The sequence below is a fragment of the Cohnella hongkongensis genome (assembly GCF_042654645.1).
In the GTDB taxonomy this organism is placed as follows: Bacteria; Bacillota; Bacilli; order Paenibacillales; family Paenibacillaceae; genus Cohnella; species Cohnella hongkongensis.
Window position 1 is genome coordinate 153,659 of record NZ_JBHSEP010000010.1, and the last position, 12,344, is coordinate 166,002.

Genomic DNA, 12,344 nt, shown 5'->3' on the forward strand with positions numbered 1-12,344 from the left:
AGCGATACAGTTTACTTCTTCCAGAACAACGATGGCTTTGGAAACGTCTTGTACTTCGTGCTGTCTTCTTTGGCCAGATGCTGTACCTTGCTTACATTCGCCTCAGACACAGTAGCAAATTTGCTGTCACTACTCCAGGGCTGCTCAAAGTAAACCTTTCGAGCCTTTGGATCAAAAGCCTCAACAAGATTCAAATTAACGATGTTCGTTCTGTCCAAGCGTTCGAAGCCGACATCCTTCAATACGATCATCAGCTCTTCGAGCGTGGTGGGGTAATAATACATAGCATCCTTAGTCTGGAATACCGGCCCGTCCGGTGTCGGGCGAATGAGAAGAACGTCCGCAGGATCGACCTTGACGGGATTTCCCTCCGAGTCAAGAAGCGCTATGTACGACATGATCACCCCTCCATTCGTATGAAGCTCAAGACTACTTCAGCTCTTCGGGCACAGCCGGTCTGTGCAGCACCCATACGCAAGCCGTGCTGACGAACAGTACGGCCATCAATCCGAGCCCTTTGGACAAGGATACGATGATTTTCTTCTTCATTCTACTTCCCTCCTTCTTGTTTAGGTATAAGCAATATGGCGTGAAACAATGAAACCATAATTAGAGAAGCGTCCATCCAGTAGAAATTACCGGCGACGATCGCCAGCGACACCAGCTTCATATAAGGATAATACTTCTCCGGAATTCTCGCATATCCTTTTATATTTCTCGGTGCATAGATCAGGACGAACAGCAAATTCAATGCGATGAGGTAAGGCAGCCACTCTTCCGGAAGACGAATCAACGGCGCCGCGCAAATGAGCAGAACGGACAGAACCGTACAAATCTTCGACGAGTGCAGATGGTAGCCGCCGGCAAAAAACCGGAGAACGATGAAATAGAGCAAGGTGTACGCCGTAACGACAAAGGTGTCCAAAAACAACGACACGATAAGAATTAAAAATATGGTAATACCTGCATGTAATATAATATACAAAGAATAGGCCATAACTGCAATACTTGGCGTATTTTCTGGTTCCTGTTTTTTGAGATAGCCGGCAATTTCGTTGGAAAGCTTATTGATCACCTTGACCATCCTTCCTCACGGAAAAATAAATAAGTATGACCAGAATTACTAGAATTGTAACGGTGACAATGTACACGTAATAGGGCAAGTAGACGGCAGACAAATAGAGCCCGTTAACGAGAGCGATCACGATAATCGCCAGCAGCAGAAAGAGATAGAACAGCTTGTTGCCCTTCAGCGATTGCTTGTAAAACCGGCTGCTGGATTCGATATAGCTGAAGCCGCCGTTGCTCAGATGGACGAACACGGAGACGATGCCGAGCACCAACGCGGTCGCGAGCTGGACGACAAAGCCGTTATCCGTGTACGGAAGCACTTCGGAAAATACGCGATATTTAATGAAAATGTTGATAAGCAGCCATTGGACCAGCGAAAAAACGACAAAGGAGATGACCACCATAATGGTAGAATGCAGCAATCTTACCCGTAAAATAATGGTCGTCAGGAATAGGAAGAGAAAGACGTTAATCAACGCCGATATCGGTTGCAGCGACTCTACCTGCAGCGTATTGGAAACAAAGGCCAGAATAAACGACACGACGGCAAACCGCAAAATGTTGTCCTTCACGCTGAATCTGAAAAGCTTCATGGTAAAAATGAAAAAGAACAGAAATTCAATCGTTGATGCCAAAATAAACTTCGCGAATAACATGAAGCGCCTCCAACAAATCAAGTAATATGACCTAGTCCTATTCTATCAAATTATGGCGCATAATTACTTGTTTTTTTATCCAGTCCTCGTTCCGGAAGCATAATTTGTCGTCATTCGCTCCCTGACCGTTCATCCCAACCGCAAATTTCAGCATTTACGAGAATTCTCCCGGCCCGGAAAATAGGTTGATCAGGCTGATGCTCCGGCCGCCATCGCATCGAACGATCCGGACAGCGGCTTGTCCCGATTCGCCAGGTCGGGGGATCGGCCATTTGAACTACGCCTTCTCCGGCATTCGGGACGGCGAGGCCGCCATGAGCGGCGCGGCCAAGGTCCCCCGGCCGCACAAAAAAAACGACCGGAACCTTCATCGCCTACGAAGATCCCGAGTCGATCGGTTATAAAGCCGATCCGGACGCTCAAGCCGAGCCGTTAGTCCGGAATCGGCGGCCGCGAAGCCTGTCGCTGTTCCGCTTCTTCGGCCGCCCCCGCCCCGCCCGAACGGCTGGCGGTTCGCCGGACGCCCGCTTCAGCGGTTCAGCAGGCTGCCGACGTACCGCAGCAGCTCGTTGGCGCACACCGGGCAGTATTGATGCTCGTCGATGAGCCGCTTCGTCACCTCGTTAATGCGTTTAAGCTGGCTCTCGTCGGGCGTTTTCGTCGAGGTCGTAATTTTCACAATATCCTTGAGATCCGTGAACAGCTTCTTCTCAATCGCCTCGCGCAGCCGGTCGTGCATGCTGTAGTCGAACTTCTTGCCCTTCCGGGAATAGGCCGACAGGCGGATGAGAATTTCTTCGCGGAACGCCTTCTTCGCATTCTCCGACACGCCGATCTGTTCCTCGATGGAACGCATCAGCCTCTCGTCCGGGTCCATCTCTTCGCCGGTGAGCGGATCTTTGATCTTCGACCAGTTGCAGTAGGCCTCGATGTTGTCGAGATAGTTCTCGAACAGCGTTCGGGCGGACTCCTCGAACGAATAGACGAACGCCTTCTGGATCTCCTTCTTCGCCAGGTTGTCGAACTCCTTGCGGGCGACGGAGATGTAGTTCAAATACTTCTCCCGCTCTTCCTTCGTGATCGAAGGATGCTGGTCGAGGCCGTCCTTGAGCGCGCGCAGAACATCCAGCGCGTTAATGCACGGCAGGTCGTGCTTAATGAGCGCGCTGGAGATCCGGTTGATCACGTAGCGCGGATCGATGCCGGACATGCCCTCCTCGCTGAACTCGTTCTGCATCTCCTTCAGATCGGCTTCCTTGTAGCCCTCCACTTCTTCCCCGTCGTACATTCGCATTTTTTTGACCAGATCCATTCCTTGCTTCTTCGATTCCTTAAGCCGCGTCATAATCGAGAAGATTGCGGCGGCCCGCAGCGCATGGGGCGCAATATGGATGTGGCTCATGTCGGACTGGCCGATCAGCTTCGTATAAATCTTCTCTTCCTCGGACACTTTCAGATTGTACGGAATCGGCATGACGATCATGCGCGACTGCAGCGCTTCGTTCTTCTTGTTGGCGATGAACGCCTTGTACTCCGATTCGTTCGTGTGAGCGATAATCATCTCGTCCGCGCTGATGAGCGCGAACCGGCCGGCCTTGAAATTGCCCTCCTGCGTCAGCGAGAGCAGATTCCACAGAAATTTCTCGTCGCACTTGAGCATCTCCTGGAATTCCATCAGCCCTCTGTTCGCCTTGTTCAGCTCTCCGTCGAAACGGTACGCTCTCGGGTCCGACTCCGAGCCGTATTCGGTAATCGTCGAGAAATCGATGCTTCCCGTCAGATCGGCAATGTCCTGAGACTTCGGATCGGAGGGACTGAACGTCCCGATGCCGACGCGGTTTTTCTCCGAGATCAGCACGCGCTCGATCGGCACCGTCTCGATGTCGTTGCCGAATTCCGTCTTCAGCCTCATCTGGCACGACGGGCACAGATCGCCTTCAATCCGCACGCCCAGCTCCTTCTCGATCTCCGGACGAAGCTCGTCGGGAATCAGGTGCAGAGGGTCCTCCTGCATCGGACAGCCCTTAATCGCGTAGACGGCCCCCCTCGGCGTTCTGGAATACTGTTCGAGCCCTTTCTTAAGCAGGGTGACAATCGTCGATTTGCCCCCGCTGACGGGGCCCATAAGCAGCAAAATCCGCTTTCGCACGTCCAGCCTTCTGGCCGCCGAGTGGAAATACTCCTCCACCAGCTTCTCCATCGTCCGGTCCAATCCGAAAATCTCGGAGTTAAAAAACTTGTATTTTTTGCTTCCGCCCGACTCTTCCACCCCATGGGACACGATCATATCGTAAACCCGGGCGTGAGCGGTCATCGCCGGAGAATTGTCGCGGCGAAGTATGTCGATATAATCCCGAAAAGTCCCCGACCAGCTTAATTTCTCACTCTCGGCCCGATACTCTGAGATCCGACTGAAGATATCCATGCCGCTTCCTCCTCGCAGCTTTCTCTGCTCTAAACTTGACGTAATCTATTCTTATGCGGGTGGGGGGACGAATTTGACCTGACATTCGCTGTCATGGCCATTTCCCCCGTTCTCCGTATGCTATAATGGCGTTATTCCAACCTGCTCTTCGCCCAATCGGAAGGAGGATTTCGTCTTGGCCGTCAAACTGGAAACCGAGCTGTATCCGCCGGTCAAAAAGTTCTTCGTCTCCCGGGGATACGAAGTCAAATCGGAAATCCGCGGCTGCGATCTCGTCGCGTACAGGCCGGACGAGCGGCAGAACGATCCGGTCGCGACGATCGTGGAGATGAAGAAGACGTTCACGCTGGCTCTGCTGCTGCAAGGAATCGACCGTCAGAAGACCGGCGCGTCCGTCTGGCTCGCAGTGGAGAGAAACCGGGTCAAAAAAGGGGCGCACAATCAGAGGTTCGGCGAGATTGCCCAGCTGTGCCGCCGGTTGAATCTGGGCTTGATGACCGTGACCTTCTACCGGACGAAGCCGCCGGTTATCGACGTCTGGTGCGAGCCGGCGGAGACCCGCGCAGGAGCGGCTCTCGGTCTCCCTGCGGCGGCGGAATCCGCCGCCGCATACGCCCTGCAGCCGACGAGAAGGAGCGCCGCGAAGGCCGGGAAGCTCTTGAAGGAGTTCAACGCCCGCAGCGGCGATTATAATGTCGGGGGGAGCGCGAAGCGAAAGCTTGTGACGGCTTACAGGGAGAGAGCGATTCAGTGCGCGCTGGCGCTCGCCTGCCATGGGCCTTCCGCGCCGCGCCAAGTCCGGGACTGGACGGGCTGTCCGAATGCGGGCTCCATGCTGAGGGAGAACGTCTACGGCTGGTTCCGGCGCATTCGCAAAGGCCTGTACGAGCTGGCGCCGGCCGGAGACGCGGCTTTAGCCGACTATGCGCATGTCGTTCAAGTATGGGCCCGGCAGTTCCCGTGGGCCGGCGCTTATGCGGACAATCCGTCGGCGGAGCGTGCGGAAGGAGCCGGGAACGGATGAACGAAGAGCGCGATGCGATTGACCTCGGCCCTCCGGCATCGTACCCCGGGCTGCCGGCCGAGGTGACGGTCGACGGGGCTCCTTACTGGCTTGTCCGAGGCTCCGGCGAGGAGTACCGGCTGCTGATGGCGGTTTGTCCTCATGCAGGAGGCGACGTCCGTCCGCATGAGGGCATCTTCTTCTGTCCGCTGCACTTCTGGACGTTCGACGGAGAAACCGGGGTCTGTCTGAACGACCCCGATCATCGATTGCCGTATCGCAAGGTGATTGAGAGAAGCGGACGTCTCTATGCGGTCGGCGAGCCATGTTATGAATAATCAGTAGCGGGACCATCGTCCCGTAAACTCCCCAATGCTCTCCGCCAGTCTCGCCACCCCTTGCCTGATCTGACGCTCGTCGGCAAAGGCATGCGTAAGCCGGATCGTGTTCGGCTTCGGGTCCTTCGCATAGAACGGCGCTCCGGGCTGAAAAATGACCCCCTTCAGCCAGGCGCCCCGAAGCAGCGCTTCCCCGTCCAGGCCGGAAGGCAGAACGAGCCAGAGATGAAGCCCGCCGCTCGGCTCCGCCCATGTCAGATCCTCTATCCCTTGCCGGGACAGCTCCTCCGTCATTTTTCTCTTGCGTTCCCGGCATTGAACCCGAAGCATGTCGATGAGCGGCTCCAGCGGCTGCTCCGAGATAAGCTTCGCCAGCGCCCGCTGTTCGATCGGACCGAGCGCGTACTTGAGGACATGCTCTCCGTCCGCCGGAGACGGGCGATGAAAGACGTCCGCCGTTCCCGCGATCCATCCGATGCGCGATCCCGCGATCAGCCCCGGAGGGAGCTGGCCGATGGACAGCACGCCGGCGTCCAGCCGCTTCGGAGGCGCGCTCTCTTCCCGCTCGTAGATCAGCATCTCCTGCCTGTCGTCGGTAACGAGCAGCACGCCGGCCTCCTGGCAGCGATGGAAGACGGCCGCTCTATATTCGTCGTTCCACCTGGCGCCTTCCGGCTCCGTGCAGGAGGGCGCGATATAGACCATTTTCGGACGATACCGGAACAGGGCGTTCGTCAGCGCTTCCGGGTTCATCCCCCTGCGGTCTCCTTCGACCGCTTCCACCCGGATACCGGCTTTCCGGAACGCCTGCAGCGACGTCCGGGACGTCAGCCGTTCGGTCAATACGACGTCTCCGGGCTGCAGCGCCGCGCCGATGATCCAGTTCAGCGCGCCGTCCGCCCCTTTCGTAAGCCGAACGCGGCTGCCGGCCCCTCCGGTCTTCCCGTGCAGCAGGCTTGCCGACAACCGGCTCTTCAGCTCCTCTTCCCGGCTGCCCGGCTTGCGCCGCCCCGTCTCCGGCTCCTCCGCGGCCATCGCCGCCGCTGCGGCTTCCACGCGCTCCTCCCAATCCGACGAGGAAACGAGTCCTTCCTTAGGCCATCCGCCCATCCAATTGATGATCGAACTCAAGCCGATTCCCTCCCCCTCGATGTTGGCCACGGTTCATGTATATGCCCGGAGACGGAAGTTCATCAACTCTTCGGTTTTGTTCACAACTTTTTGCGTTTTCTTTTCGGTGAGGGTTGGTTATAATAAAGGGTAGTTAATCGGAGGTGTAGGATATGTTCCTTTCGACAGCAGGCGAAGCGGCACAACAGGTGATCTTATTCGGAATGTCCCACAAATTCTGGATCGTCGTTCTTGTCATGGCTTTGTTCGTCGTCTCGATTCTGACAGCCGCGTATAACGATGATAAAACCAAAGGCCTCTGAAATAGCCGCCGACAAGACCGGGACCGCAAGGTTCCGGTTTTGCCTTGTCTGAGTCGTCTCCGACGTAAACGTTATCCCGCCGGTCCCAAGGACGGCGTAAGCCGTTTATGCTTGCGAAAGCGAAAAACCGTCCCTAAGGACGGTTTTTTTGCGCCGGTTATTTTACAGCCCGTGCATGTCTTTCACGCATGCGGCGCACACGTACCGCTCCTTGAACTCTCCGACGGATTCCATCGAGGAGCAGAACACGCACCGGGGCCGATAACGTTCCAAAATGATATGATCGCCTTGAACCAATATCTCTACGGGATCCCCTTCATTCATCTGGTACCGTTTGCGCAACGATTTCGGAAGAACAATTCTTCCTAATTGATCGACTTTACGAACTACGCCTGCAGGTTTCAATGCAGTTCCTCCATTTCATACGCTAATCTAGCTGGTTGTCTCGAAACCCTTTAGCCTCTTTAGACCACTCTATACGGTTCGATACGCAGTGCCTTTTCCCTTCCCCATATCCAATTTGCTTAGAATTATGCAATTTTCGACAATTTACATCGAAAATACGGGAATCATGTCGAAATAGAAGCTCAAGTCAACGGGAAATCGTTCTGCCGCAGCGCCTCGAACACGACAATCGCCGCCGAATTGGCCAGATTCAGCGACCGAACCTTGTCCGTCATCGGGATTCGCATGCACGTCTCGGCATGGGCGTCCAGCATCTCCTGCGGCAGCCCCTTCGTCTCCCGTCCGAATACGAAAAAGTCGCCTTCGCGAAATTCGAAGTCGGTATACCGCTTCGTCGCGCGCGTGCTGGCGAAATAAAACGCCGCCCCGGAATGGGCCTCCTTGACTTCTTCGAACGAGTCGTAATAGGTGATATGAACGGAGTGCCAGTAATCCAGCCCCGCTCTCTTCAGCACCTTATCGTCGGTCGAAAAGCCGAGCGGCCGCACCAGGTGCAGATGGGTGCCGGTCGCCGCGCACGTTCTGGCAATATTGCCCGTATTGGCCGGAATTTCCGGATTTACGAGCACAATGTGAAAAGGCATTCTCTCCGTTGCTCCTTCTCGCGGAAAAATCGAAATAGCGGCTTAACGCCGCTATTTCCGTCGCCCGTATGCCAACGATTACCCGTTGCGGTTTTGAAAATCGCGCATAAAGCTCGCCAGAGCTTGCACGCTTTCGAGCGGGACGGCGTTGTAGATCGAAGCCCGCAAGCCGCCGACGCTGCGATGCCCCTTCAATCCGATAAAGCCTTGAGCTTCGGACTCCTTGACGAATTGCTTCTCCAGCTCCTCGGACGCCAGACGGAAGGTCACGTTCATCAGCGAACGGCTTCCGGCTTCCGCGAATCCGCGGTAGAAGCCTTCGCTGGAGTCGATCCTGTCGTACAGAAGCGCCGCTTTCTCGCGATTGCGAGCTTCCATCCCGGTGGCTCCTCCGTTAGCCTTCACCCACTTCAGCACTTCTCCCGCCATGTAGATGGCGAACGTGGGAGGCGTATTGTAGAGAGAGTCCGCTTTGGCATGGGTCGAATAGCGGAGCATCGTCGGAACGGCGCCTTCGGGCTTGACGATCAAGTCCTCTCGGATAAGAACGATCGTGACGCCGGAAGGACCGAGGTTTTTCTGCGCGCCGGCGTAGATCAGTCCGAACTTCGACACGTCGATCGGGCGGCATAGAATGTCGCTCGACATATCTCCGACCAGCGGCACGCTGCCCGTATCCGGGAATTCCGACCACTGCGTTCCTTCAATCGTTTCGTTGGACGTCAGATGCACATAAGCCGCATGATCCGGCAGCTTCAGCTCTTCGGCGGAAGGAACGCGCTTGTAGGCGTCGGCTTCCGACGAAGCGGCAATCGCCACCTCTCCGAACAGCTTCGCCTCCTCGATCGCTTTTTTCGCCCAACTGCCCGTAGCCACGTAAGCCGCCGTCTGGCCCGCTCGAAGCAGGTTCATCGGCACCATGGCGAACTGCGTGCTGGCTCCGCCTTGAACGAACAGCACCTTGTAGCCTTCCGGAACTCCGAGCAGCTCGCGCAGCAGCGATTCCGTCTCGTAATGGACCTTCTCGTAGATCGCTCCCCGATGAGACATCTCCATCAGGGACATGCCGCTGTCCCCGTATTCGACAAACTGCTTCTGCGCGTTTTGAAGCACGTCGAGCGGCAGCGCCGCCGGACCGGCGTTAAAATTGTATGCGCGGTTGGCCATCTCGTCCCCACCTTAGTCTGGAATCATAATAGGCTTATCATATCAGAGCTTTAAGCCGCTCGGCAACCTCTATCCGTCTGATTTCACCAAATGATCAGCTTATTTCCGAACGAAAGCGATACCATTATCATAAAACCTTCGTCTTTAGAACATATTAAAAGCACAGCCCTCATTCCCGGAGGAAGAAGACTGTGCTTTCTCTTAAGCAAGAACGACCAGATTAGCAGTCGAAATACAGGCTGTACTCGTGCGGGTGAACGCGGATGGATACCGCCTTCGCTTCCGCGCGCTTCACGCCGACGTAGTTCTCGATGAACTCCTTGGAGAAGACGCCGCCTTCCGTCAAGAAATCGTGGTCCGCTTCCAGAGCGTCCAACGCTTCGTCCAGGTTGCCCGGAACGCTGCGGATTTCTTTCTTCTGCTCGTCGGACAGCTCGTAAATGTTCGTGTCGAAAGGACCGTAGCCGAGAGCGGACGGATCGATCTTGCGCTTGATCCCGTCCAGACCGGCCATCAGCATCGCCGAGAAGGCCAGGTAAGGGTTGGCGGTCGAGTCCGGAGTACGGAACTCGATGCGGCAGCCCTTCGGCGTGACGGCTGCGACCGGAATGCGAACCGCGGCGGAACGGTTGCCCTTGGAGTAAACCAGGTTAACCGGCGCTTCGTAGCCGGGGACGAGACGCTTGAACGAGTTCGTGGACGGGTTCGTAATCGCGATCAGCGCAGGGGCGTGATACAGAATGCCGCCGATATAGTTCAGCGCAAGCTGGCTGAGGTTCGCGTAGGCGCCCTTTTCGTAGAACAGCGGATTGCCTTCGTTAAAGATCGATTGGTGAACGTGCATCCCGCTGCCGTTGTCTCCGAAGAGCGGCTTCGGCATGAACGTGGCGACTTTGCCGTACTGGCGAGCCACGTTATGCACGATATATTTATATTTCATAAGGTTGTCAGCCGTTTTCGTCAGCGTATCGAAGCGGAAATTGATCTCCGCTTGGCCCGCCGTAGCCACCTCGTGGTGATGGCGCTCGACGCGCAGGCCGCTTTCCTGCATCAGCCGAACCATTTCGCTGCGAATGTCCTGTTGGGAGTCGACCGGAGCAACCGGCACGTACCCGCCCTTGACGCCGACCTTGAACCCGAGGTTGCCGCCTTCTTCTTTGCGGTTCGTGTTCCATGCCGCTTCTTCGGAGTCGACGAAGTAGGAGGAAGCGTTCATCGTGGACTCGTAGCGCACGTCGTCGAACACGAAAAACTCGGATTCGGGAGCGAAGAACGCATCCGTTCCTACGCCCGTCTTCTGCAAATATTCTTCCGCCTTGTGGGCGATGGAACGCGGATCGCGGTCGTAGCGCTGGCCGTCCGGCGTATAGATGTTACAAATAACGATCAAAGTCGAATGAGCCGTGAACGGATCCACATATACAGATTCGGTATCCGGCATCATAACCATATCGGATTCTTCGATTCCGCGGAAGCCGTGAATGGAGGAACCGTCGAAGGCCACGCCATTAACGAATGTCTCCGCATCTACTTCCGTAGCCGGCAGCGTAATGTGATGACCGCGGCCTGCAAGATCGACAAAGCGGAAGTCTACGAATTCGATGCTTTTTTCCTTAATAAGATCCAGTACTTGTTGAACAGACATTTGAATTTCCTCCCCATTTCCGAACATTAAGTTCATAAAACCGATCTAATGTTCAAGTTTTCACCGAACTTATGAAGTTATTATAAAACTCTCCTATAGGAGCGTCAATACTTATGTCAGGTATTTTTTGCGATGGTGTTAGCAATTCTCACAACTTCAACAAATGTTCATAAATAAAGCGCTGACGCATCCTCTGAACCGGTCTGTTCATGTATGCGTTTACGCTCGTTCCGCAGTTAAAAGCTGACATCGCTTTTTAATTCCAGACAAGTTTGGCGTTATCCTTGACAATTCGGCGTTCCTCGTCAGTTTCTCTTCCGCCTGCAAGCGGTTCCCTATTTCCGAACGAAGCCCGCACCTTCAGAAAAGCTCACGTCGCCTCCCGCGCCGCAATCCCTCCTCTTCCCGGAAACGCAAAAAGAACCGATGCTTCCGGATTTCCGGAATACATCGGCTCTCTCCCGCCATCAGCCTCTTTATTTGATCCAGGTGGCAAAAGCTTCCGCAGGCGCCTTCACCGTATCGAACCTCTTCCCGAGCAGCGGAGCGAGCTGTTCGAGCTCCTTCAGCAGCTTCGCGAACTGGTCCGGGAACAGCGACTGCACGCCGTCGCCCGTCGCCGAGTTGTCCGGGTCGGTGTGCATCTCGATGATCAGACCGTTCGCTCCCGCCGCTACCGAAGCTTTCGTCATCGTCTCGACCAGCTCGCGGCGGCCCGTGGCATGGCTCGGGTCGGCGATTACCGGAAGATGGGACAGCTGCTGAATAACCGGAATCGCCGTCAGATCGAACGTGTTGCGGGTATACGTCTCGAACGTGCGGATACCGCGCTCACAGAGCATGACGTTCGGATTGCCGCCCGCCAAAATATACTCGGCGGCGTTCAGCCATTCGTCGTACGTTGCGCTGAAGCCGCGTTTCAGCAGCACCGGGTTCTGAATCGTTCCCAGCTTGCGCAGCAAGTCGAAGTTCTGCATGTTCCGCGTTCCGACCTGCATAATGTCCGCATACTCTGCGCATATGTCGACGAACTCCGGCGCCATCACTTCGGTGATCGTTACGAGCCCGTACTTGTCTCCGGCCTCCTTCATCCACTTCAGCCCTTCCACGCCGATGCCCTGGAAGCTGTACGGGCCGGTCCGCGGCTTGAACGCTCCGCCGCGCAGCACTTGGCCGCCCGCCGCTTTGACCAGGCGGGCAATCTCGTCGATCTGCTCAGGCGTCTCCACCGCGCAGGGCCCGCCCATGACGACGAGATTGTCGCCGCCGATCTTCACGCCCTTGACCTCGATAATCGTATCGTCGGGGTGGAAATCCCGGCTGGCCAGCTTATACGATTTCGAAATCTTAATGACGTTCTCCACGCCTTTCATCGAGCGAATATGTTCGGCAAGCGTCGGCTCGGCTTTGCCGATAATGCCGATCACGGTGCGGTCCGTTCCTCGGGACACGTGCGCCTGCACGCCGGACTGTTCAATATAACGGACGATCTCTGCAATTCGCTCCTCTTGAATATGAGGGGAAGTAATGACGATCATGACCTTCACTCTCCTGAAC

13 protein-coding genes are annotated in these 12,344 nt (G+C 55.7%); 2 read left to right on the forward strand and 11 right to left on the reverse strand.

Features of this window, described 5'->3' with window-relative positions; all coding sequences use genetic code 11:
- Positions 1 to 11: 11 nt before the first annotated feature.
- The 5 genes from ACFO3S_RS15115 to ACFO3S_RS15135 all read right to left on the reverse strand — a co-directional run bounded on the left by ACFO3S_RS15115 (position 12) and on the right by ACFO3S_RS15135 (position 4,152).
- Positions 12 to 398, reverse strand: a complete 387-nt coding sequence (locus ACFO3S_RS15115) for a LytTR family transcriptional regulator DNA-binding domain-containing protein (protein ID WP_378097649.1) — start codon at positions 396 to 398, stop codon at positions 12 to 14.
- Between the two features lie 31 nt (positions 399 to 429).
- A complete protein-coding gene (locus tag ACFO3S_RS15120; protein ID WP_378097652.1) occupies positions 430 to 549 on the reverse strand; it encodes a cyclic lactone autoinducer peptide in 120 nt (39 codons plus the stop codon).
- A 1-nt stretch (position 550) separates the two neighbouring features.
- Entirely contained in the window at positions 551 to 1,075 is a 525-nt protein-coding gene (locus ACFO3S_RS15125; RefSeq protein WP_378097655.1) for an accessory gene regulator ArgB-like protein, read from the reverse strand.
- Positions 1,065 to 1,727, reverse strand: a complete 663-nt coding sequence (locus ACFO3S_RS15130) for a hypothetical protein (RefSeq protein ID WP_378097658.1) — start codon at positions 1,725 to 1,727, stop codon at positions 1,065 to 1,067. Before ACFO3S_RS15130 ends, ACFO3S_RS15125 begins: the two co-directional genes overlap by 11 nt.
- A 529-nt stretch (positions 1,728 to 2,256) precedes the next feature.
- Positions 2,257 to 4,152 carry a PrkA family serine protein kinase gene (locus ACFO3S_RS15135; RefSeq protein ID WP_378097661.1) on the reverse strand — a complete coding sequence of 632 codons (1,896 nt, stop codon included), beginning with the start codon at positions 4,150 to 4,152 and terminating at the stop codon, positions 2,257 to 2,259.
- Between the two features lie 175 nt (positions 4,153 to 4,327).
- Here ACFO3S_RS15135 and ACFO3S_RS15140 point away from each other — a divergent pair, with 175 nt between their 5' ends.
- Both ACFO3S_RS15140 and ACFO3S_RS15145 read left to right on the forward strand, forming a co-directional pair.
- Positions 4,328 to 5,176 carry a DUF2161 domain-containing phosphodiesterase gene (locus ACFO3S_RS15140; protein ID WP_378097663.1) on the forward strand — a complete coding sequence of 283 codons (849 nt, stop codon included), beginning with the start codon at positions 4,328 to 4,330 and terminating at the stop codon, positions 5,174 to 5,176.
- Positions 5,173 to 5,493 (forward strand): Rieske (2Fe-2S) protein, encoded by a 321-nt coding sequence (locus ACFO3S_RS15145; RefSeq protein WP_378097666.1) that lies wholly within the window; start codon positions 5,173 to 5,175, stop codon positions 5,491 to 5,493. Before ACFO3S_RS15140 ends, ACFO3S_RS15145 begins: the two co-directional genes overlap by 4 nt.
- On the opposite strand, the gene ACFO3S_RS15150 is transcribed toward ACFO3S_RS15145, so the two are convergent.
- From ACFO3S_RS15150 to aroF, 6 genes are all read right to left on the reverse strand, one after another.
- A complete protein-coding gene (locus ACFO3S_RS15150) occupies positions 5,494 to 6,624 on the reverse strand; it encodes an aminotransferase class I/II-fold pyridoxal phosphate-dependent enzyme (RefSeq protein ID WP_378097669.1) in 1,131 nt (376 codons plus the stop codon). It lies immediately after the preceding gene.
- A gap of 464 nt (positions 6,625 to 7,088) precedes the next feature.
- The gene (locus ACFO3S_RS15155) at positions 7,089 to 7,331 is read right to left on the reverse strand and encodes an AbrB/MazE/SpoVT family DNA-binding domain-containing protein (RefSeq protein ID WP_378097671.1); all 243 of its coding nucleotides are present in this window, start codon (positions 7,329 to 7,331) and stop codon (positions 7,089 to 7,091) included.
- 182 nt (positions 7,332 to 7,513) lie between these two features.
- The gene (trmL, locus tag ACFO3S_RS15160; protein WP_378097674.1) at positions 7,514 to 7,975 is read right to left on the reverse strand and encodes a tRNA (uridine(34)/cytosine(34)/5-carboxymethylaminomethyluridine(34)-2'-O)-methyltransferase TrmL; all 462 of its coding nucleotides are present in this window, start codon (positions 7,973 to 7,975) and stop codon (positions 7,514 to 7,516) included.
- Between the two features lie 78 nt (positions 7,976 to 8,053).
- Complete coding sequence (gene serC, locus ACFO3S_RS15165; RefSeq protein WP_378097676.1) at positions 8,054 to 9,142, reverse strand: 3-phosphoserine/phosphohydroxythreonine transaminase; 1,089 nt, start codon at positions 9,140 to 9,142, stop codon at positions 8,054 to 8,056.
- Between the two features lie 220 nt (positions 9,143 to 9,362).
- On the reverse strand, positions 9,363 to 10,787 hold the full coding sequence (glnA, locus tag ACFO3S_RS15170) for a type I glutamate--ammonia ligase (protein WP_378097679.1): 1,425 nt from the start codon (positions 10,785 to 10,787) through the stop codon (positions 9,363 to 9,365).
- A gap of 476 nt (positions 10,788 to 11,263) precedes the next feature.
- A complete protein-coding gene (gene aroF / locus ACFO3S_RS15175; protein WP_378097681.1) occupies positions 11,264 to 12,325 on the reverse strand; it encodes a 3-deoxy-7-phosphoheptulonate synthase in 1,062 nt (353 codons plus the stop codon).
- Positions 12,326 to 12,344: the final 19 nt, after the last annotated feature.